This window comes from Skermanella rosea, from assembly GCF_016806835.2.
Taxonomy (GTDB): Bacteria; Pseudomonadota; Alphaproteobacteria; order Azospirillales; family Azospirillaceae; genus Skermanella; species Skermanella rosea.
This window is the reverse complement of record NZ_CP086111.1, coordinates 2,975,700-2,997,234: the sequence shown is the minus strand read 5'-3', so window position 1 is coordinate 2,997,234 and position 21,535 is coordinate 2,975,700. Positions and strand designations below refer to the sequence as shown.

The following is a 21,535-nucleotide window of genomic DNA, read 5'->3' as shown; positions in this document are numbered from 1 at the left end:
GATCGGTCGGCAGAGGGGCGGGATCGGCGCGGGCGCGCGGGACAGCCCAGTATCGCCGCCAATCCCTAACGCACCGCTAAATCGAGGCGATTTGTATCGACCAGCACGAACAGGTGGGCCGAGCGGCCGTCCACGTCGAAAGTGTCGCCCGCCGGAAGGTCCCCGCGGTCGGATTGGCCCGTGGCCTCGACCGTGTCGAGCAGGCAGCGCCAAGCCGTTCCGCCCGGCACCTTCGGAAGGATGAACGGCACCGTGTCGTGGAAGGCGTTCAGGATGATCAGCAGCCGGTCGTCGGTCGCCGCATTGCCGTCGTGCGTCATGTAGTCGCCGGCCTCTCCGTTGAGCAGAAGGCCGATGCAGCGGGCATGCCTGTCGCTCCACTGGGCACTGGTCTTTTCGGTGCCCTGGGGCGTGATCCAGGTGATGTCCTTGACGTCGTCGGCGGATGTCTTCGTGCCGTGAAGGAAGACGCCGCGGCGCAGCACCGGGTGCTGCCTGCGCAGGTCGAGCAGCCGCCTGGTGAAGTCGGCGAGGGCGCGCCCATCGGCGCTGACGCCCTGCCAGTCTATCCAGGAGACCTCGTTGTCCTGGCAGTAGGCGTTGTTGTTGCCGCCCTGGCTCCGGCCGATCTCGTCGCCGGCCAGCAGCATCGGCGTGCCCTGCGAGAGCAGCAGCGTGGTCAGGAAATTGCGGCGCTGGCGTTCCCGCAGGTCGGCGATCTTGGGGTCGGCCGTGGGGCCCTCGACGCCGTGGTTCCAGCTGTGGTTCCCGGAGTGGCCGTCCCGGTTGCCTTCGCCATTGGCTTCGTTGTGCTTGTGATTGTAGGAGACCAGGTCGTTGAGCGTGAAGCCGTCATGGGCGGTCACGAAATTGATGCTCGCCCAGGGGCGGCGCCCATGCCGTTCGAACAGGTCGCTCGATCCCGTCAGCCGACCGGCCAGTTCCGGCAGCATGCCTTCGTCGCCGCGCCAGTAGCGCCGGACGGTGTCGCGGTAGCGGTCGTTCCACTCCGCCCAGCCCGGGGGGAAGCCGCCGACCTGGTAGCCGCCGGGGCCGATGTCCCACGGCTCGGCGATCAGCTTGATCCCGGACAGCACCGGGTCCTGGCGCACCGCGTCAAGGAAGCCGGAACCGGGGTCGTAGCCGTGGGTCTCCCGCGCCAGCGTCGTGGCGAGGTCGAAGCGGAAGCCGTCCACATGCATTTCCGACACCCAGTAGCGAAGGCTGTCCATCACCATCTGGAGCACCCGGGGATGGGTGATCGCCAGCGTGTTGCCGGTGCCGGTGTCGTCGATGTAGAAGCGTTTGTCGCCCGGCATCAGCCGGTAGTAGCTGGCGTTGTCGATGCCCCTGAAGCTCAGCGTCGGGCCCATGTGGTTGCCTTCGCCGGTGTGGTTGTAGACCACGTCCAGGATGACTTCGATCCCGGCCTCGTGCAGCCGTGCCACCATGGTCTTGAACTCGGACAGGACGCCGGTCGTCATGAACCGCGGTTCCGGCGCGAAGAAGCCGATCGTGTTGTAGCCCCAGTAGTTCCGGAGGCCGCGCTCGACCAGGTGGCGGTCGTCGCAGAATGCCTGGACCGGCAGCAGCTCGATCGAGGTGATTCCCAGCGAGCGCAGCTTGTCTATCACCGACTGGGTGCTGAGCCCGGCGAAAGTGCCCCGGAGCTGGGGCCCGACGTCGGGGTTGCGCATGGTGAAGCCGCGGACATGGGCTTCGTAGATGACGGTGTCGCTCCAGGGCACGCGCGGCGCACGGTCGTTGCCCCAGGTGAAGGCACGGTCGACCACCCGGCACTTGGGCATGCCGCGCGCATTGTCGCGGCGGTCGAACGACAGGTCCTCGCGGGTCGAGCCGACCCGGTAGCCGAAATGGGCGTCGGACCAGCGAAGCGCCCCGAACAGGGCTTTGGCGTAGGGATCCAGCAGCAGCTTGTTGGGATTGAACCGGTGGCCGGCGGACGGTTCGTACGGGCCGTGGACCCGATAGCCGTACAGGGTCCCCGGCCGGGCTTCGGGCAGGTAGCCGTGCCAGACCTGGTCCGTGTATTCGGGCAGGGTCACCCGATCGATCTCGCGCGTTCCGGTCTTGTCGAACAGGCACAGCTCTACTTTGGTCGCGTTGGCCGAGAACAGGGCGAAATTGACGCCGAAGCCGTCCCAGGTGGCGCCCAGCGGATAGGACCGCCCGGGCCATACCACGGTTCGCGCGGAGCCCGTCGTCTTCATGTGCGTTCACCGCTCAAAACGGAAAGGGGTTTGGTAGGTGTGAAACCGACGGTCACTTTGCTGCCGCGATCTGTGGCGATATCGGATGGACGCTGCTGCACAAACGCAAGTATGTGAAATCCCCGTGCCGTGCAAGCGCTTCATGACGGGCGGCCGAAACCCTGGCGGGCACCGTTGCCCTTAGGGCATACCGTAGCGCAGGCGCGGGGCGGCGGTCTCGCTCGCGCGCTCATAGGCGCTGATCGCCTGCCGCCACGGCTCGATGTAGAGGCCCGTCTTCAGGACTTCCTGCGCCAGCACCTGGGCCACGAACGGGGCACTGCCCGGTGCCGCCCAACCGCGTCCGCTCTCCGGCGGGGGCGGGGCGGCGATGGCGACCCGGTGCGGCGCCTCGGTCCCGTTCCCCCGCAGGGCGGGGTCGGCGTGGTAATGGGCGGTACCGGCGGTGGCCGTTTCGGTTTCGCGTTCCTCCGCCCGCTTCGGGCGGCGGCGGTTCTCACGCTCGACCGCATCCGCCCGGACGGGCAGGGCACGGGCGGGTGTCACCGGCACCAGACTGCGCGAGTCGGGCAGGGGCTGGAACGGGGAGCGTGAAACCGGGCCTACGGCCATTCCCGTGGCGAACCTTCTGGTGGCTGGGCTTTCGGGGATTCAACAGCAGTTTCGATCCCGGGGCCTTAAGGAATTCCGAATCCCCGCGACGACAGTGGGCTAGCCCCAGCGGGAGGCGCCTCGGACACACGCGTCGCCACGGGGCGGGCGGATGGGCATCGACCCGCCGGACCCGGACCGCCGGTCCGGATCGCCGACGGTCACGCCTGGGCTGACCGGCTCCCGTTACGCCATCGCCGATTCTCGGCTCCCCGTCACCCGGTCCCTTTACTCGGCCTTGGACTTGGTGATCGTGACGAGCTGCTTCTGAAGCTCTTCCAGCTGCTTCTGCAGGTCGTCCAGCGTCTTCTCGCTCTCGGCCCGGGCGCGCTGGGCCGCTTGGTCGAACTGCTCCGCCGCGGCCTTGCCCTGCTCGGTCTGCGGACCGAACGGAGTGAACATCCGCATCGCCCGTTCGAACATCGCCAGGTTCTGCTTGCCCACTTCCTCGAACGTGGTGCCGAACGGGAAGATCCCGCCGATCGTGTTCGAGAAGTAGTCGCGCATCTGCTCCTGGTTCCGGGCGAACGACTGCATGCTGTATTCGAGGTAACGGGGTACGACCCACTGCATGTTGTCGCCGTAGAAGCTGATCAGCTGGCGGAGGAAGCTGATGGGCAGAAGGTTCTGACCCTTGCTTTCCTCTTCCACGATGATCTGCGTCAGCACGGAACGGGTGATGTCCTCGCCCGTCTTCGCGTCATAGACGACAAAGTCCATCCCATCCTTGACCATCTGGCAGAGATGGTCCAACGTGACGTAGCTGCTCGTTGCAGTGTTGTACAGCCTGCGGTTGGCGTACTTTTTGATCGTGATCGGGGCAACTTTCGCGTCGTCTTTTTCGGCCATTTCGTATGCTTTCACGCGGTGGCATTGCGCTTAAATCCCTCAAGACATTAGGAGTACGCGAAGAAAGCTCCCTTAAGCAAGCTTTCTGCCGCGTCGTCGCCCGCAATTGGGCGGCGACCTGTTCGGGCCGCGACATACCGTACAATGGCGGCGCCCTGTTCAAATGCGGTAGTTCACTATTATATTCGCCGCCATGGCCAACTCATCGGATCAGGAACCGCCCTCCCTGGAAAGCCTCGCGCGCCGCTACCTGGACCTCTGGCAGGACCAGTGGTCGGCTCTGGCGGTCGATCCCGAGGTCGCGGAGAATTTCGCCCGCCTCTTCCAGATCCTGGGGCAGGGAGCCGCCGCCATGGCTCCCTTCTCGGCATTCGCCGCGCGCGGCAGCAGTCAACATCAGCAGTTCCATGACCCATTCGCCCCCTTCACGGCCGGCCGACCCATGGCGGATACCCCGACAGGGGCCGCGTCCGCTCGCGCTCCACATGGCGGCGACCCTGACCACGCTGTTGAGCTCGCCCGCCGGATTGCCGTTCTTGAGGAGCGGCTCGATTCCCTGGAAGGGGAGCCTCCGGGACCGCGCCGAGGATCTCCGGGGGGAACTCGCCGGCGTCGATCCTGAAGCCTTCGCGCGGGCCGTCGACCGCGAGATGCGGTGGCGCTTCGACGCGTTGCTGACCGGGGTGGAGCGGTACCGGAACCATCCCTACCGCCGCGACCTGGCCGACCCGCCGACGGTCTGGCGCGAGGGGCCGGCCCGCTTGCTCGACTATGGTGCCGGTGACGGCGGGATGCCCGTCCTGTTCGTGCCGTCGCTGATCAACCGCCACTACATACTCGACCTGTCCGGGGAATGCTCCCTGATGCGCTGGCTGGCGCGCCGCGGCATCCGTCCGCTCCTGCTCGACTGGGGGCGGCCCGGCCCGGCGGAACGTCGCTTCACCATGACCGACTTCGTGGCCGGCCGACTGGAGCGGGCGCTGAACGCCATTCTGGACCTGTTCCCCGCCCGGCCTGCCGTCGTCGGATACTGCATGGGCGGACTGCTGGCGACGGCGCTTGCCCAGCGCCGACCCCGCGACATCGCCGCACTCGCCCTGCTGGCGACGCCCTGGGATTTCCACGGCGACAATCCCGCCATGGCGAAGCGCACGGCCGCCGCGCTTGCTCCCTACGAGCCGGTGCTGGACGCCTGGGGCGAACTGCCGGTGGACGCGATCCAGGCCCTGTTCGCCATGCAGGATCCGCTGCAGGTCGCGCGCAAGTTCACGCGGTTCGCGCGGATGCCGCCGGACGGCGCCGCCGCCCGCGGTTTCGTGGCGCTGGAGGACTGGCTGAACGACGGCGTGGCGCTGCCGGCCGCCGTCGCGCGGGACTGCCTGACCGGCTGGTACGGCCGCAACGACACGGCGGAGGGGCGCTGGACCATCGCCGGCGAAAGCATCGACCCCCGCCGTCTCCGGCCGCCGGCGCTGGTCATGATCCCCGAGAAGGACCGTATCGTCCCGCCATGCTCGGCGAAGGCCCTGGCCCACGCGATCCCGGGCGCCGCCATCCACAATCCCCATCTGGGCCATGTCGGCATGATCGTCAGTGCAGGGGCACAGACTTTGGTATGGGAACCGCTTGCCGAATGGCTTTGCAACCGAAGGTGAATGTTCCGATAGTTAGGAGACTAGGTTTCTCTTTTCGAATGCGCGACTTAGTGGCGCGGGCAAAAGTGTAGGGCGGACATGATCCCGCGGTGTCTTGCGCCGAAAAATTGCCGGGGCTAGTTTAAGCCGTGCTAAAGGCAGGCCCATAAGAAAATTGCCATCAGCTAAGGAGCGTTCCCCATGACCGAAGTCGTTATCGCCAGCGCCGCGCGCACGCCGATCGGTGCGTTCAACGGCTCGCTGAGCTCGGTACCCGCCCATACCCTGGGCGAAGTGGCGATCCGCGAGGCGCTGAAGCGCGCGGGCGTCGATGCGGGCGAAGTGTCGGAGGTCGTGCTGGGGCAGGTCCTGACCGCCGGCACCGGCCAGAACCCGGCCCGCCAGGCAGCGATCGCCGCCGGTATCCCGGTGGAAAAGACCGCCTACGCGATCAACCAGCTCTGCGGGTCCGGCCTGCGCACCGTGGCGCTCGGCTATCAGGCGATCAAGCTGGGCGACGCCGACATCGTCGTGGCCGGCGGGCAGGAGAGCATGAGCCTCGCCCCCCACTGCATGCATCTGCGCAACGGCACCAAGATGGGTGACACGCAGATGATCGACACCATGATCAAGGACGGCCTGTGGGACGCCTTCAACGGCTACCACATGGGCACCACGGCCGAGAACGTCGCTCAGAAGTGGCAGATCACCCGTGAGCAGCAGGACGAGTTCGCCACCGCCTCCCAGAACAAGGCCGAGGCGGCGATGAAATCCGGCAAGTTCAAGGACGAGATCGTTCCGGTCACCATCAAGACCCGCAAGGGCGATACCATCGTCGATACCGACGAGTTCCCCAAGGCTGGCGTCACGGTCGATGCCCTGGGCAAGCTGCGCCCGGCCTTCTCCAAGGACGGCTCGGTCACCGCGGGCAACGCGTCGGGCATCAATGACGGTGCCGCGGCCCTGGTGCTGATGGGTGCCGACGCCGCCGCCAAGCGCGGCATCACGCCGCTGGCGCGCATCGTGTCCTGGGCGACCGCCGGCGTCGATCCCGCGATCATGGGTTCCGGCCCGATCCCCGCCAGCCGCTTGGCCCTGCAGCGCGCCGGCTGGAGCGTCGACGACCTGGACCTGATCGAGGCCAACGAGGCGTTCGCCGCGCAGGCCTGCGCGGTCAACAAGGACCTCGGCTGGGACAAGTCCAAGGTCAACGTCAACGGCGGCGCGATCGCGCTGGGCCACCCGATCGGCGCGTCCGGCGCCCGCGTCCTGGTCACCCTCCTGCACGAGATGCAGAAGCGCGACGCCAAGAAGGGGCTCGCCACCCTGTGCATCGGCGGCGGCATGGGCATCGCCCTCACCGTCGCACGCGACTAAGCGGTCCGGTTCCTGTTGTGCACGTTGGCGTTGACATTGGGCCGGTTCCGTCCGGATTGATGCACGTCAACGCTGAGGACTTGAACGACTGTTAAGCCTGTCAGGCTGAAGCCGCACAGAGTGGTGGCTTCAGCTTCGACCATCTCGTCAAATCATCATCGCTTTCTGGGGGAGGAATCAATGGCACGAGTTGCAGTTGTTACCGGCGGCACACGCGGCATCGGCGAGGCCATCTCGGTCGGTTTGAAGGACGCCGGATACACCGTCGCGGCGATTTACGCCGGCAACGACGAGAAGGCCCGTGAATTCTCCGAGCGGACCGGCATCGCGGTCTTCAAGTGGGACGTCGGCAACTTCGAAGCCTGCAAGGAAGGCCTCGCGAAGGTCGCGTCGGAACTGGGTCCGGTCGACATCGTCGTCAACAACGCCGGCATCACCCGCGACGGCGTCATGCACCGCATGACCTACGAGCAGTGGAACGACGTCATCCAGACGAACCTGACCTCCTGCTTCAACATGTGCCGCAACGTGATCGACGGCATGCGCGAGCGCGGTTTCGGCCGCATCGTCAACATCGGCTCGATCAACGGCCAGGCCGGCCAGTACGGCCAGGTGAACTACGCGGCGGCCAAGTCCGGCATCCACGGCTTCACCAAGGCCCTCGCCCAGGAGGGTGCGGCCAAGGGCATCACCGTCAACGCGATCGCGCCGGGCTACATCGATACCGACATGGTGCGCGCCGTTCCCCCGAACGTGCTTGAGAAGATCGTCGCCAAGGTGCCGGTCGGCCGGCTCGGCAAGGCGTCGGAAATCGCCCGCGGCGTCCTGTTCCTGGTGGCCGACGAAGGCGGCTTCATCACCGGCTCGACCCTGTCGATCAACGGCGGCCAACACATGTATTGATCCTTCGCCTTCCCTGCGGTGTTAGGATCGGCGGGGCGTCCCAACGGGGCGCCCCGCAGTCGTGTTCAAGGGCATCATTTCCGAGGGGAGGGCAGATGGTCGAGTACGAGGACGCCAGTCCCGAAGTCCGCGCCGTCTATGACGACATCATGGCGACCCGCAAGACCGACCTGATCAACAATTTCTGGAAGGTGCTGGCCAATCATCCGCCGACGCTGAAGCGCACCTGGGAAAGCATCAAGGAGGTCATGGCGCCCGGTGCGCTGGATCCGCTGACCAAGGAAATGGTCTATCTGGCGGTCAGCGCGACCAACAACTGCGAATACTGCATCGCCTCCCATACGGCGGCGGCCCGCCAGGCCGGCATGACCGACGAGATGCTCGGCGAACTGCTGGCGGTGGTCGGGATGGCGAACGAGACCAACCGGCTCGCCAACGGCTACCGAGTCCAGGTGGACGAGCGGTTCAAGTCGTGACCCCGCCCGACCGGAGAAAATCGGACCGGGAATATCCCGACCGCCCGTGGGTCGGCGTCGGCGTGATCGTCTGGCAGGGCGAGCGGGTCCTGCTGATCCGCCGCGGCCGCGCGCCCCGGCTTGGGCAATGGGGGTTGCCGGGCGGCGCGCAATCGGTCGGCGAGACCCTGTTCGAGGCGGCGGCTCGGGAAGTGCTGGAGGAGACCGGCCTTGCGGTCGAGCCCCAGGCGGTGGTGACGGCGCTGGATTCGATCAGCCGTGATCCCGAAGGCGAAGTCCAGTTCCACTACACGCTGGTCGAGGTGCTCGCCGAGTGCCCGGAGGGCGACCCGGTCGCGGCCGACGACGCGATGGATGCGCGGTGGGCCACGCCGGAGCAGGTCGCGGAACTGGTCGAGTGGGGGGAGACGACACGGGTGATCGAGCTTTCCCGGGCGTTCCGGCGCGGGATCGTCGGTTAGGGGCTGCCGGCCGTGGGATGGACGGGCACCTTCGTCCGTCCCGTCCGTCCGCGGCGAAGCCGGTCAGCCCTGCTTGTCGATCAGGTCCACGAAACGGTGGAACAGGTAATGGCTGTCCTCCGGACCGGGCGAGGCTTCGGGGTGGTACTGGACCGAAAAGATCGGCTTGCCCTTGACCTTCAGCCCCTCGTTGGTGCCGTCGAACAGGCTGACATGGGTCACCTCCACGTCGGCGGGAAGGCTGTCCGGCTTGACCACGAATCCGTGGTTCTGGCTGGTGATCTCGACCCTTCCGGTTTCCAGGTCCTTGACCGGGTGGTTGGCGCCGCGATGGCCGCGGGGCATCTTCTCGGTCTCGGCGCCCAGGGCCAGCGCCATCAGCTGGTGACCCAGGCAGATGCCGAACATCGGCACGCCGGTATCCATCAGGCCGCGGATCGTCGGCACGGCATAGGTCCCGGTGGCGGCCGGGTCGCCCGGGCCGTTGGACAGGAAGACGCCGTCCGGCTTGTGGCGCATCACGTCCTCGACCGTGGCCGTCGCCGGCACCACCGTCACCTTGGCGCCGGTCCCGGCGAGACAGCGCAGGATGTTGCGCTTGGCGCCGTAGTCGATCGCGACGACATGGTGGCGCGGGTTCTCCTGCGTCGCGTAGCCCTGACCGAGCTTCCACATCCCCTCGTTCCAGGAATAGGTCTGGCGGCAGGAGACGTCCTTGGCGAGGTCCATGCCCTCCAGGCCCGGCCATTGCCGCGCCTGGGCGACCAGCGCCTCCAGGTCGAACCGGCCGTCGGGAGCGTGGGCGATCACGCCGGTCGGTGCGCCGCCGTCGCGGATGCGGCGGGTCAGGCGACGGGTGTCGACGCCCGAGATCCCGATCAGGTCGAAGCTTTTCAGCCAGTCGTCCAGGTGGCGGGTCGCCCGCCAGTTGGACGGCTCGGTGACGTCGGCGCGAAGGACGAGGCCGCGGGCCGCCGGGGTGACCGTTTCGATATCCTCGCCGTTGGCGCCGGTGTTGCCGATATGGGGGAAGGTGAAGGTGATGATCTGCCCGGCATAGCTGGGATCGGTCAGGATCTCCTGATACCCGGTCATCGACGTGTTGAAGCAGACCTCACCGACCGATGCGCCTACCGCACCCAGCCCGCGCCCCCACAGCACCGTTCCATCGGCCAGGACGAGGACGGCGGTGGCGCCATCCGGGCGCGACGCGTCGGCGGCGCTCGGCGCCGGGGCGGCGGAAGTGTTTTCGGACATCGGTGACAGACCCCATATTGACCGCCCTTGCGGGCGCATTACCTGATGCGGCTCGGACTTCCGCCGCTCCCGCCCCGATTTGGTCGGCAGGAGGGCACGCGTCAACCCCGCGACCGGATCCGGACCATGTGCCCGGAGCCGATCGCGGTTGGAACCGACGGCGTGCGATTAGACCATGGCGGGCGCCCGGTCAATAGGATGCGGTGTCCTTGCGGCGCCGATGGGGTGGGCGGCGGGCATGCCGTGGCGCCGCTGGCGGACCGGGCCGACATTCGCTATCATTCTGTAAAATTTGCTTCACGAGGACTCCACACGATGTTCCGCAGCCGGCTCAACGAGGCCTTGAAAGAGGCGATGCGGTCCAAGAACCAGCGCGCCGTCTCGACGCTGCGCCTGATCCTGGCGGCTCTCAAGGACCGTGACATCGCCGCGCGGGGGCGCGGGGTCACCGACGGGATCGACGAGGACGAGATCCTGTCCATGCTCCAGACCATGATCAAGCAGCGGCGCGAAGCCATCGCCCTGTACGAGCAGGGAGGCAGGCTCGAACTGGCCGAGCAGGAGCGGGAGGAGATCGGGATCATCGAGACTTTCCTGCCCAAGCAGTTCAGCGAGGACGAGATCCGCGGCGCGGTCGATACCGTGATCAAGGATATCGGCGCGACCGGCATCAAGGACATGGGCCGGACCATGGCCGAGCTGCGCACCCGCTATGCCGGCCAGATGGATTTCGGCAAGGCTAGTGGCTTCGTGAAGGCGGCGCTGGTCTGACGACATCCTTGCGAGCTGTTTCCTTTATGGCCTGTTAACCAATCATGGCTTACCGTTCCGGGGACGCCGGCCCTGGCCGGCCGGTCGGGGCAGCGCCTCTTCCCGCAGTCCCGGAGCGGCCCACGCCATGATCCGGCTATCCAAGTATTGAAGGTGATGCGCAGGCGCCATGGCGTTTCCCCCCCAATTCCTTGAAGAGCTGCGGGCGCGTCTGCCGCTCTCCGACGTGGTCGGGAAGCGGATGCGCCTGATCCGGGCGGGCCGGGAATTCAAGGCGCCGTGTCCTTTCCACAACGAGAAGACGCCCAGCTTCTACGTCAACGACCAGAAGGGCTTCTTCCACTGCTTCGGTTGCGGCGCCCATGGCGACATCATCGGCTTCGCCATGCGCCACGACAACCTGGCCTTCCCCGAGGCGGTCGAGCAGCTGGCGTCCGAGGCCGGGTTGCAGGTGCCCCAGGCCACGCCGGAGGACCGGCAGCGCTTCGAGCGGCAGAAGTCGCTCCACGACTTGGTGGAGGCGACCTGCCGCTGGTTCGAGAAGCAGCTTTTCGGCCCCGGCGGCCATGCGGCGTTCGACTATTTGAAGAGTCGCGGGCTCGACGAGGAGACGATGGTCCGCTTCCGTCTCGGCTTCGCCCCGGCGGATGGCAACGCGTTGCGCATCCATCTGGCGCGGGAGGGCTTCAAGGATGAGGACATGCTGGAAGCCGGCGTCGTCAGGGCGTCGGACTACGGCGGCGGCGCCTTCTCCTTCTTCCGGAATCGCGCGATGTTCCCGGTCACCGACCGGCGCGGCCGGGTCGTCGCCTTCGGCGGCCGCATCATGGAAGGCGACGGACCCAAATACATCAACTCCGCCGACAATCCCCTCTTCCACAAGGGGCGGCTGCTCTACAACATGAGCCGCGCCCGGCAGGCGGCGGCCGATGGCCAGCCGATCATCGTGGTCGAAGGCTACATGGACGTCATCGCCCTGGTCCGCGCCGGCTTCGATGGGGCCGTGGCGCCGCTCGGCACCGCCCTGACCGAAACCCAGATCCTGGAACTGTGGAAGCTGGCGCCTCCGGGGCGCCGGGTTCCGGTGCTCTGCTTCGACGGGGATCCTGCCGGCCAGCGCGCCGCCCATCGTGCGGTCGAGCGGGTGTTGCCACACCTGCTGCCGGATCATTCGGTGCGCGTGGCCTTCATGGTCGGCGGCGACGATCCGGACAGCCTGCTGAGGAAGGAAGGGCCGAAGGCCATGCAGCAGGTGCTGGACGGGTCCATGCCGCTGGCCGACGTTCTCTGGCGGATGGAGGAGGAGGGCAGGGTGCTCGATACGCCCGAAGCGCGCGCCGGTCTCCAGGCCGCCCTGGACGAGCGGGTCGGCATGATCGCCGACCGCACCGTGCAGGCGCTCTACCGCGACGAAATGCGCCGACGCTTCTTCGAGAAGTTCCGCGCCCGCCCGGCGTTCCAGCCGGGCCAGCGTTTCGGCGGCGGCGGAGGCGGGTTCAAGGGGCGCGGGTTCAGGGCCCCGCGCACGACCGATCCGCCGCCGGACTACCAGCGCAGCCGGCCCAGGCCCGCTCGGGAAGGTCGGGAGCGTGTCCTGCTGGCAACACTGCTGAACCACCCCGAACTGTTCGAGGAAGTCGGTGAATCAATAGGTAGCGTGGAGTTCTCGCTGCCTGCGCTGGACCTGCTCCGTCAGGCCGTCGTGTCGGTGCTTAGCGAAAATACCGGGCTTGACGCTGCCGGATTGGGTAGCCACTTGACTGATAAGGGCTTCTCCGACCTGGAAGATGCCATCGGTCCGGCTTCCTTCCTGTATGCCTTTGCCCGGCCTGATGCGACACTGGAGCAGGCCCGGCGAGGCTGGTATGACGTATGGGGGCAGACATATACCGATCATATCAAGTCCGAGCGCCGGGAGGCGACGCAATCCTTCGCCCGCGACATGAACGCCGATAACTGGTCTCGGGTCCGGGCGCTGCTCGAAGCCGAAGCCGGCGCGGCCGAGTTCGACGACCCCGACCTTGAATACTGAGGTCGCCTATGGCAGATGGAGCAGGAGCTTGGGTCAGGCCAAAAAAAGTCAGTCCTGTGTGTGCGGGTGGCGCGGGGCACCGTGGGCCTTGCGTCACGCACGTGTTATCTAGGCGGGGGCATCATTCGAATGGCCACGAAAGCGACGAACGGCGCGGAAGTGACGGAAAATCGTGAAGAATCAGGCGATGGCCCGCTGATGGACGGCATGGTGCAAGCGGTCAAGAAGATGATCGCCCGCGGCCGGGAGCGCGGATACGTCACCTATGACGAGATGAACGCTGCTCTCCCACCCGACCAATCCTCGTCGGAGCAGATCGAGGACACGATGGCCATGCTCTCGGAGATGGGCATCAACGTCATCGAGAGCGAGGAACAGGACGACAACCAGAACGCCGCCGCCGATGCCGACGGCGAGGCCCGGGTCGCCGGAAACCTGGACGACGACGATATCGGCCGCACCGACGACCCCGTGCGCATGTACCTGCGCGAAATGGGATCGGTCGAGTTGCTGTCCCGCGAGGGCGAGATCGCCATCGCCAAGCGGATCGAGGCCGGCCGCGAGCAGATGATCGGCGCGATCTGCGAATCCCCGCTGACGATCCGCGCGATCATCGAATGGCACGACGCCCTCAACGAGGGCAAGATGCTTCTTCGCGACATCATCGACCTGGACGCCACCTATGGCGGCGGTCCCGATGCCGAGGGCATTCCGGTTCCGGCCGACGGCGAGGGAGCGCCCGCGCAGGAAGCTGGCGCCGAGGGCGAGGAGTCCGAGGAAGCCCCGATGGGTGCCGAGGGCGAGGGTGAGGGCGAAGGGGAAGGCGAGGAGAACAACCTCTCCCTGTCGGCCATGGAAGCCGCGCTGAAGCCCCAGGTGCTGGAGACCTTCGAGAAGATCGCCGCGACCTACGAGAAGCTTCACAAGATCCAGGAAGCCCGGTTGGCTGCCATCCAGCGCGGAGAGGACCTGGGCAAGAACGACAAGAGGTACGATCGCCTGCGCGCCGAGCTGATCGAGCTGATGAACACCGTGCGTCTCAACAACGCCCGGATCGAACAGCTGGTCGAGCAGCTCTACGGCCTTAACCGCCGCCTCAACGGCATGGAAGGCCGTCTGCTGCGCATGGCCACGGACTGCAAGGTCAAGCGCGAGGATTTCCTGCATCACTATCAGGGCCACGAGCTGGACCCCAACTGGACGGAGAAGATCAAGGGGCTATCCGGCAAGGCCTGGCCGCGCTTCCTGGAAAAGCATTCGGCCGAGATCGTCCGGGTGCGCGAGCAGATCTCGGTCCTGTCGGACGAGTCCGGCCTGCCGATCCAGGAGTTCCGCCGCATCGTCTCCACCGTCCAGAAGGGCGAAAAGGAGGCGAGCCGCGCCAAGAAGGAAATGGTCGAGGCCAACCTGCGGCTGGTGATCTCGATCGCCAAGAAATACACGAACCGCGGCCTCCAGTTCCTGGACCTGATCCAGGAAGGCAACATCGGCCTGATGAAGGCGGTGGACAAGTTCGAGTACCGCCGCGGCTACAAGTTCTCGACCTACGCGACATGGTGGATCCGGCAGGCGATAACCCGCTCCATCGCCGACCAGGCCCGCACTATCCGCATCCCCGTGCACATGATCGAGACGATCAACAAGCTGGTGCGGACCTCCCGCCAGATGCTGCACGAGATCGGCCGCGAGCCCACGCCCGAGGAACTGGCGGAACGCCTGCTGATGCCGCTTGAAAAGGTCCGCAAGGTCCTGAAGATCGCCAAGGAGCCGATCTCCCTCGAAACGCCGATCGGCGACGAGGAGGATTCGCATCTCGGCGATTTCATCGAGGACAAGAATGCGGTCCTGCCGCTGGACGCCGCGATCCAGGCCAACCTGCGCGAGACCACCACCCGCGTGCTGGCCAGCCTGACGCCGCGCGAGGAGCGCGTGCTGCGCATGCGCTTCGGCATCGGCATGAACACCGACCACACCCTGGAGGAGGTCGGCCAGCAGTTCTCGGTCACCCGCGAACGCATCCGGCAGATCGAGGCGAAGGCGCTGCGCAAGCTGAAGCACCCGAGCCGGTCGCGCAAGCTGCGCAGCTTCCTGGATACCTGAGCCGGCCGGCGGAACGGGAGGCCCGACGTCTCTGGACGGTCGAGCCTCCCTCATCGGCAAACATCGGGGTTGCTTTAGGTCGCTTTCGGCGGCACATTCTCGTGCCTCGCGTCGGGCGTGTAGCTCAACTGGTTAGAGCTGGCCGCTCATAACGGTCTGGTTATCGGTTCAAGTCCGGTCACGCCCACCATCCCCCGCCGCCGCGCCAAGGTGCGAAACCATGGTGCAAAGGCTTGCAAAACTTCAGTTTCGGCCGCACCTTGACTCCATGTGCTGAAGCACGCGGAGGGAGAATGGCGGAAACCATCGATCTATCCTCGTTCCGACAGGCGCGCGAAGCCGCGCCGCTGGCGCGGGCCACGAACTCGTTCCTCGCCTTGGCGACCCAAACCAACCATGCCGGCCTCGACACCAAGCTGTTGCTCCAGGCCATGACCATCGCGCTGGCCAAGCTGGTCGTCGAAGTCACCGAGCAGGAGGATGCCGAAAGGGTCGCCCGGCAGATCGGCGACAGCCTTCCGGCACTGGTCGAACACCTCGTCAGGACCGACCCGCCCCACTGAACATGAGCGGGCTTGCACCTGGGCCGGCGGGCTGATACGGACCGTTGACCGCGACCAGGAGCCGCCATGACGATCGATGAGCTGATCGAGAACTTCGAACTGTTCGACGAATGGGAGGACAGGTACCGCTACGTCATCGATCTGGGACGCGGCCTTCCGCCGCTGGAAAACCGGTACCATACCGACGCCTTCAAGGTGGAAGGCTGCATGAGCCAGGTCTGGCTGGTGCCTCTGCCGGCCGAGGAAGGCCGCATGCGGTTCGCCGCCGACAGCGACAGCGCGATCGTGAAAGGTCTGGCCGCCGTTCTTTTGACCGCCTATTCCGACCGCACGCCGGAGCAGATCCTGGATACCGATCTCGAAGCCATCTTCGCCCGGATCGGCCTGGACCAGCATCTCAGCCCCAATCGGCGCAACGGTTTCTTCTCGATGGTGGAAACCATCAAGGCGTCCGCCAAGGCCCGGATCGCCGCCCGGGACTGACCCGCCCGTCAGCCTTTCGCGCCGGCCCGGGGCACCGGGCGCCAGTCGGGCGGAGCCAGTTCGAACCCGGCGAACTCGAAGGCCGGTGCCACCGTGCAGCCGACCAGCGTCCAGGCTCCCAGCGATACCGCGGTCTGCCAGGCACCGGCGGGAACGACGGCCTGGGGGCGCTGCCCCTGGGCGAGCGCCGGTCCCAGATGCACCGCCTCGGCATCGTGGCCGTTCGGCGAGATCGTGAGGGCCAGCGGTCCTCCGGCATACCAGTGCCAGATCTCCACCGCGTCGACCCGGTGCCAGGCGGAGAACTCGTCCGCCTGCAGCAGGAAATAGATGGCGGTGCAGGAACCGCGCGAACCGTCCGCCGGCTTGTCCCGGAACGTCTCGACATAATGTCCGCCCTCGGGATGCGGCTGCATCCCGAGAAGCCGGATGATCTCCGCGGCGGAGATATCGCCGATCGGCGGCACCGCGCGCCCTCAGGCCGCCGGAGGCTTGGTGGCTGCGAAACTATCGCGGGCGCTGGCTCCGTCGAACCAGGCGCTGAGGGTGGGCCGGCCCTGCCGCCAGTCCTCGTGTCCGAAGCGGAAATCCAGGTATCCCAGTGCCGCCAGGACGGCCAGCGTCCCGATATCGGCCCGGGTGCCGAGTTGGCCGGCCTCCTTCTCCAGTTGGTCGAGGGAGCGGGCCACCGCCCGGCGCTGGCGCTCCATCCAGTCGGTCGAGCGGATCTGTTCCGGCCGGTTGCCTTCCAGCCGCCGCAGGATCGCGGCGTCGCAGATGCCGTCGGCGAGCGCCTGGAACCGCAAGGCCGCCCAGCGCTCCGCGCCCGGCGGGGGAAACAGCCGTCCCTCGCCACCGGAAGCCAGGCTGTCCAGGTATTCGCAGATGACCGGGCTGTCGAACAGCGCGGTGCCTCCCTCGACGACCAGGGCCGGGACCTTGCCGAGGGGGTTGTCGTCGGGAAGGTCGGTCTCCGGGCTCCAGGCATCGGTCTTCTCGAGTTCGACCCGGTCCGCGAGGCCTAGCTCGTGAATCACCATCATGACCTTGCGCACATAGGGCGAGGTCGCGCTGTAGCGCAGCTTCATGTCGAGTCCTTCCTGGATTGTCTTCTTCGTTGAAAAGCGGCGGACGTCAGAAACGATCCTTGCGGCGGCGAATCTCGGTGAAGACCTCGACCGAATCGGCGCCCGCGAGGCCGAGTTCGGCGGCTAGGCCGGGATCGTCGGCACGCAGGAACGGGTTGGTCGCCCGCTCAACGCCCAGCGTCGTCGGTATGGTCGGCTTGCCGGCGTCGCGCAGCACCGCGATGTCGGCGGCCCGCTCCTTCAGGGCTGGATTGTCCGGATCGATGCTGACCGCGAAGCGGGCGTTGGACAGCGTGTATTCATGGCCGCAATAGACCCGCGTGTCCGCCGGCAGGCCGCGCAGCTTCAGCAGCGAGTTCCACATCTGGGCCGGCGTCCCTTCGAACAGCCGGCCGCATCCCAGCGCGAACAGCGTGTCGCCGCTGAACAGGGCCGAGGCGTCGGGAAACCAGAAGGCCACATGGCCGCTGGTGTGGCCCGGCGTCTCGAAGACGCGGACCTCGTGGGAGCCGAAATGGTAGGTATCCTCGTCCGCGACGAGCACGTCGAGTTCGGGGATTCGCCCACGGTCGGCGGCGGGTCCGATGATGGTACAGCCGAAGCGTTGCTTCAACACGCCGTTCCCGCCGATATGGTCGGCGTGATGATGGGTGTTGAAGATGTGCGTCGGACGCCAACCTGTTCTTTCCAATGCTGCGAGCACCGGTCCGGGCTCGCCGGGATCGACGATGCCGACGGCATCGCTTTGGGGATCCTTGAAAAGGTAGACGTAGTTGTCGCTGAGCGCTGGGATGAGTTGGATATCCATGACGAAGAGGTTACCCCATGGCCGTGGGTCAGGCAAAGCCCCGGGCATGACCCCGGCTGTTGTTTCGTGTTAGACTCCGGTCACAATGTATACCGACGCCATTGATCTGCGCGAGTTTTACGAGAGCAGCCTGGGACAGGTAGCCCGGCGGATGATCCGCCGGCGCGTCCGCGAGCTGTGGCCGGACGTCCGCGGCCAGGTGGTCCTGGGCGTGGGTTATGCCGCCCCGTACCTGCGTCCCTTCCGGGACGAGGCGGAACGCACCATAGCCCTGATGCCGGCGTCGCAGGGCGTCGTCTATTGGCCGGCCGAGGGGCCGGGCCTGTCGGCGTTGGCCGACGAGGCGGAATTGCCGCTGCCGGACATGTCGGTCGACCGGGTGCTGCTGGTCCACGGCCTGGAATGCACCGAGCAGCTCCGTCCCATGATGCGCGAGATCTGGCGCGTCATGGCCGGGGGCGGCCGGCTGCTAGTGGTGGCGCCGAATCGGCGTGGCATCTGGGCGCGGATCGACCGGACGCCGTTCGGCCATGGCAGCCCCTACTCGCCGTCCCAGCTGAAGCACGTCCTTCGGGAGAACATGTTCGTCCCGGAACGCTCGGCCCGCGCCCTGTTCATACCGCCGATCCGCTCCCGTTTCCTGCTCGGGTCGGCGCCGGCCTGGGAGGAGATCGGGGAGCGCTGGTTCAAGGCCTTCGCCGGCGTCTATCTGCTGGAAGCCAGCAAGCAGATCTATGCCGGCGTGTCGCGCAAGGTGGTGCGACCGAAGAAGCGCCGTCTGATGGTGCCGATCCCCTCGGGCGCCGGGATGCCGGGCGCCGCCGGCGCCGCCCATGTCGAGCATGTGGACGGCGTGCCGACGGCGGCCTGCGAGGAGGTGGACGGAGCGACCGACTACGCCGACTTCCGCGACTTGCCGACCGGCGTCGGCAGGTAGGGTGCCAGATATCGGCCGGTGTAGCTGCGCTCCTCCCGGACGACCTTCTCGGGCGGGCCCTCGGCGACGATGTCGCCACCGCCGGTGCCGCCCTCCGGGCCGAGGTCGATGATCCAGTCCGCGGTCTTGATGACTTCCAGGTTGTGCTCGATCACCACGACGGTGTTGCCCTGGTCGACCAGGGCGTGGAGCACTTCCAGGAGCTTCCGCACGTCCTCGAAATGAAGGCCGGTGGTCGGCTCGTCCAGGATGTAGAGGGTACGGCCGGTCGCGCGGCGGCTTAGTTCCTTGGCGAGCTTTACCCGCTGGGCCTCGCCGCCCGACAGGGTCGTCGCCGCCTGCCCGACATGGATATAGCCAAGGCCGACCCGTTCCAGGGTCTGCATCTTGTCGCGGATCGAAGGCACGGCCTTGAAGAACTCGGCGCCTTCCTCGACCGTCATGTCCAGGACGTCGGCGATGCTCTTGTCGCGGTACAGGATCTCCAGCGTCTCGCGGTTGTACCGCTTGCCGTGGCAGACGTCGCAGGTGACATAGACGTCGGGCAGGAAGTGCATCTCGATCTTCAGCACGCCGTCGCCCTGGCAGGCCTCGCACCGGCCGCCCTTGACGTTGAACGAGAACCGGCCGGGGCCGTAGCCGCGGGCCTTCGCCTCCGGCAGCCCGGCGAACCAGTCGCGGATCGGCGTGAAGGCGCCGGTATAGGTGGCCGGGTTGGACCGCGGCGTCCGGCCGATCGGCGACTGGTCGATGTCGATCACCTTGTCCAGGTGCTCGATGCCGTTGATCGCGTCATGCTCCGCCGGGTGCTCCCGCGCGCCGTTCAGCTTGCGGGCGAGCGACTTGTAGAGGGTCTCGATCACGAGAGTGCTCTTGCCGCCGCCCGAGACCCCGGTGACGCAGGTGAAGGTGCCGAGCGGGATCTTCGTGGAAATGTCGCGCAGGTTGTTCGACCGTGCGCCGACGACTTCCAGGAATTGGCCCTTGTGGCCCTTGCGCCGCTGCGCCGGCACCGGGACCGCCTTGCGGCCGGTCAGGTAGTCGGCGGTGATGCTGTCCGGGTGCTGCATCACCTCCTCCGGCGTGCCGGCGGCGATAACCTGGCCGCCATGGACGCCGGCGGCCGGCCCCATGTCCACGAGGTAGTCGGCGGCCCGGATCGCGTCCTCGTCGTGCTCGACCACGATCACGGTGTTGCCGATGTCGCGGAGCCGACGCAGGGTCTCCAGCAGCCGGTCGTTGTCGCGCTGGTGCAGCCCGATCGACGGTTCGTCCAGCACGTACAGGACGCCCGTCAATCCCGAGCCGATCTGGGAGGCGAGCCGGATGCGCTGGCTCTCGCCGCCGGACAGCGAGCCGGAGTTGCGGCTGAGCGTCAGGTAGTCGAGCCCGACATTGTTGAGGAAGCCCAGCCGCTCGTTGATCTCCTTCAGGATGCGGTAGGCGATCTCCTGGTCCTTGGGGCGGAGATGCTGGTTCAGCTCGCCGAACCACTCGCCGGCCTTCAGGATCGACATCTCGGTGACCTGGCTGATGTGCAGGCCACGGATCTTGACGGCCAGCGCCTCCGGCTTCAGGCGGGCGCCCTTGCAGGCCTCGCACGGCTGGCTGGATTGGTACTTGCCCAGCTCCTCCTTGACCCAGGCGCTGTCCGTCTCGCGCCAGCGCCGTTCCAGGTTGTTGACGATCCCCTCGAAGGCCTTGTTGGTCTCGTAGCTGCGCAGGCCGTCGTCATAGCGCATGGTGACCGGCTTGCCGGCGGAGCCGTAGAGGATGGCGTGCCGGACATCCTCCGGCAGGTCCTTCCACGGCTTCGTGGTCGCCACCTTGTAGTGGCGCGCCAGGCTCTCCAGCGTCTGGGCGTAATACTGCGAGGTCGAGTTGGCCCAGGGCGCTATGGCGCCCTTGTCGAGCGACAGGTCCTCGTTCGGCACGACCATCAGCGGATCGAAATACAGCTTCTCGCCCAGCCCGTCGCATGACGGGCAGGCGCCGAACGGGTTGTTGAACGAGAACAGCCGGGGTTCGATCTCCGGGATCGTGAAGCCGCTCTCGGGGCAGGCGAACTTGGCGGAGAAGGTGGTGCGGTCGCCAGTGTCGGCGTTCTCCGCGAAGGCCAGGCCGTCGGCGAGGCCCAGGGCCTGTTCCAGCGAATCGGCGATCCGGTTGCCCAGCCCTTCGCGAACGACGATGCGGTCCACGACCACCTCGATGTCGTGCTTCAGCTTCTTGTTGAGGGCGGGGGCGGCGTCGATCTCGTACAGTTCCCCGTCGATCTTGACGCGCTGGTAGCCGCGCTTGGACAGGTCCTGGAGTTCCTTGCGGTACTCGCCCTTGCGCCCGCGCACGATGGGGGCGAGCAGCAGCAGGCGGGTTCCCTCCGGCATGTCCATGATCCGGTCGACCATCTGGCTGACCGTCTGGCTCTCGATCGGCAGGCCCGTCGCGGGCGAGTAGGGGACGCCGACCCGGGCGAACAGCAGCCGCATATAGTCGTAGATTTCGGTCACGGTGCCGACGGTGGAGCGCGGATTCCGCGACGTGGTCTTCTGCTCGATCGAGATCGCGGGCGACAGCCCCTCGATCGAGTCCACGTCCGGCTTCTGCATCAATTCCAGGAACTGGCGCGCGTAGGCCGACAGGCTCTCGACGTAGCGTCGCTGCCCCTCGGCGTAGATGGTGTCGAACGCCAGCGAGGATTTGCCGGACCCGCTCAGGCCGGTGATCACCACCAGCTTGTCGCGCGGCAGATCCACGTCGATGTTCTTCAAATTATGTTCCCGCGCGCCGCGGACCGTGATAGATTTGTTCATGAGATGTTCTTACCAGGAAGACCGGTAGAGGGGAAGCGACAAACCACAGACATATGAGCGATGCGGGATGGAATTGCGACTCCCGGCTCGGCAGATCTGTG

General features: G+C 66.7%; 20 protein-coding genes and 1 tRNA gene. 12 read left to right on the top strand and 9 right to left on the bottom strand.

Translation table 11 applies throughout. From position 1 onward, the window contains the following. Nucleotides 1–65 precede the first annotated feature (65 nt). From glgX to JL101_RS13845, 4 genes are all read right to left on the bottom strand, one after another. Nucleotides 66–2,231 carry a glycogen debranching protein GlgX gene (gene glgX, locus JL101_RS13860; RefSeq protein WP_203095660.1) on the bottom strand — a complete coding sequence of 722 codons (2,166 nt, stop codon included), beginning with the start codon at nt 2,229–2,231 and terminating at the stop codon, nt 66–68. A 180-nt stretch (nt 2,232–2,411) separates the two neighbouring features. After that, nucleotides 2,412–2,843, bottom strand: coding sequence for a hypothetical protein (locus JL101_RS13855; RefSeq protein WP_203095658.1), 432 nt, complete (start codon nt 2,841–2,843; stop codon nt 2,412–2,414). A gap of 267 nt (nt 2,844–3,110) precedes the next feature. After that, the gene (gene phaR / locus JL101_RS13850) at nt 3,111–3,731 is read right to left on the bottom strand and encodes a polyhydroxyalkanoate synthesis repressor PhaR (RefSeq protein ID WP_158045137.1); all 621 of its coding nucleotides are present in this window, start codon (nt 3,729–3,731) and stop codon (nt 3,111–3,113) included. A 202-nt stretch (nt 3,732–3,933) separates the two neighbouring features. Continuing rightward, nucleotides 3,934–4,140: a hypothetical protein gene (locus JL101_RS13845; protein WP_203095656.1), complete on the bottom strand. Its 207-nt coding sequence runs from the start codon at nt 4,138–4,140 to the stop codon at nt 3,934–3,936. Between the two features lie 76 nt (nt 4,141–4,216). Here JL101_RS13845 and JL101_RS13840 point away from each other — a divergent pair, with 76 nt between their 5' ends. The 5 genes from JL101_RS13840 to JL101_RS13820 all read left to right on the top strand — a co-directional run bounded on the left by JL101_RS13840 (nt 4,217) and on the right by JL101_RS13820 (nt 8,582). Further along, on the top strand, nt 4,217–5,386 hold the full coding sequence (locus JL101_RS13840; protein ID WP_228435447.1) for an alpha/beta fold hydrolase: 1,170 nt from the start codon (nt 4,217–4,219) through the stop codon (nt 5,384–5,386). Nucleotides 5,387–5,566: 180 nt separating this feature from the next. After that, a complete protein-coding gene (locus tag JL101_RS13835; protein WP_203095652.1) occupies nt 5,567–6,742 on the top strand; it encodes an acetyl-CoA C-acetyltransferase in 1,176 nt (391 codons plus the stop codon). A 180-nt stretch (nt 6,743–6,922) separates the two neighbouring features. Beyond that, nucleotides 6,923–7,645 carry an acetoacetyl-CoA reductase gene (gene phbB, locus JL101_RS13830; RefSeq protein ID WP_203095650.1) on the top strand — a complete coding sequence of 241 codons (723 nt, stop codon included), beginning with the start codon at nt 6,923–6,925 and terminating at the stop codon, nt 7,643–7,645. A gap of 95 nt (nt 7,646–7,740) precedes the next feature. Next, the gene (locus JL101_RS13825; RefSeq protein WP_203095648.1) at nt 7,741–8,121 is read left to right on the top strand and encodes a carboxymuconolactone decarboxylase family protein; all 381 of its coding nucleotides are present in this window, start codon (nt 7,741–7,743) and stop codon (nt 8,119–8,121) included. Further along, nucleotides 8,118–8,582, top strand: coding sequence for an NUDIX hydrolase (locus tag JL101_RS13820; protein WP_203095646.1), 465 nt, complete (start codon nt 8,118–8,120; stop codon nt 8,580–8,582). Before JL101_RS13825 ends, JL101_RS13820 begins: the two co-directional genes overlap by 4 nt. 63 nt (nt 8,583–8,645) lie before the next feature. On the opposite strand, the gene carA is transcribed toward JL101_RS13820, so the two are convergent. Beyond that, nucleotides 8,646–9,839 carry a glutamine-hydrolyzing carbamoyl-phosphate synthase small subunit gene (carA, locus tag JL101_RS13815; RefSeq protein WP_203095644.1) on the bottom strand — a complete coding sequence of 398 codons (1,194 nt, stop codon included), beginning with the start codon at nt 9,837–9,839 and terminating at the stop codon, nt 8,646–8,648. Between the two features lie 315 nt (nt 9,840–10,154). Between carA and JL101_RS13810 the strand changes: the two genes are divergently transcribed. From JL101_RS13810 to JL101_RS13785, 6 genes are all read left to right on the top strand, one after another. Further along, complete coding sequence (locus tag JL101_RS13810) at nt 10,155–10,610, top strand: GatB/YqeY domain-containing protein (protein ID WP_203095642.1); 456 nt, start codon at nt 10,155–10,157, stop codon at nt 10,608–10,610. Nucleotides 10,611–10,779: 169 nt separating this feature from the next. Continuing rightward, nucleotides 10,780–12,642: a DNA primase gene (dnaG, locus tag JL101_RS13805; RefSeq protein WP_203095640.1), complete on the top strand. Its 1,863-nt coding sequence runs from the start codon at nt 10,780–10,782 to the stop codon at nt 12,640–12,642. Between the two features lie 129 nt (nt 12,643–12,771). Beyond that, entirely contained in the window at nt 12,772–14,742 is a 1,971-nt protein-coding gene (gene rpoD, locus JL101_RS13800; RefSeq protein ID WP_203095637.1) for an RNA polymerase sigma factor RpoD, read from the top strand. A gap of 113 nt (nt 14,743–14,855) precedes the next feature. Continuing rightward, nucleotides 14,856–14,932 (top strand) — tRNA-Ile (locus tag JL101_RS13795). Between the two features lie 103 nt (nt 14,933–15,035). Beyond that, nucleotides 15,036–15,305: a hypothetical protein gene (locus JL101_RS13790; protein ID WP_203095635.1), complete on the top strand. Its 270-nt coding sequence runs from the start codon at nt 15,036–15,038 to the stop codon at nt 15,303–15,305. Between the two features lie 66 nt (nt 15,306–15,371). Continuing rightward, entirely contained in the window at nt 15,372–15,788 is a 417-nt protein-coding gene (locus tag JL101_RS13785) for a SufE family protein (protein WP_203095633.1), read from the top strand. Nucleotides 15,789–15,796: 8 nt separating this feature from the next. Here the strand turns inward: JL101_RS13785 and JL101_RS13780 are convergent, their stop codons facing one another. From JL101_RS13780 to gloB, 3 genes are read right to left on the bottom strand one after another with little or no spacing between them, the layout of a single operon-like run. Beyond that, entirely contained in the window at nt 15,797–16,255 is a 459-nt protein-coding gene (locus JL101_RS13780; protein WP_228435446.1) for a cupin domain-containing protein, read from the bottom strand. 9 nt (nt 16,256–16,264) lie between these two features. Then, on the bottom strand, nt 16,265–16,876 hold the full coding sequence (locus tag JL101_RS13775) for a glutathione S-transferase N-terminal domain-containing protein (protein WP_203095631.1): 612 nt from the start codon (nt 16,874–16,876) through the stop codon (nt 16,265–16,267). A 46-nt stretch (nt 16,877–16,922) separates the two neighbouring features. Beyond that, nucleotides 16,923–17,684 (bottom strand): hydroxyacylglutathione hydrolase, encoded by a 762-nt coding sequence (gloB, locus tag JL101_RS13770; RefSeq protein WP_203095628.1) that lies wholly within the window; start codon nt 17,682–17,684, stop codon nt 16,923–16,925. Nucleotides 17,685–17,769: 85 nt separating this feature from the next. Here gloB and JL101_RS13765 point away from each other — a divergent pair, with 85 nt between their 5' ends. After that, on the top strand, nt 17,770–18,621 hold the full coding sequence (locus JL101_RS13765) for a class I SAM-dependent methyltransferase (RefSeq protein WP_203095626.1): 852 nt from the start codon (nt 17,770–17,772) through the stop codon (nt 18,619–18,621). On the opposite strand, the gene uvrA is transcribed toward JL101_RS13765, so the two are convergent. Continuing rightward, nucleotides 18,579–21,434, bottom strand: a complete 2,856-nt coding sequence (uvrA, locus tag JL101_RS13760) for an excinuclease ABC subunit UvrA (protein WP_203095624.1) — start codon at nt 21,432–21,434, stop codon at nt 18,579–18,581. The genes JL101_RS13765 and uvrA overlap by 43 nt on opposite strands. Between the last annotated feature and the right edge of the window lie 101 nt (nt 21,435–21,535).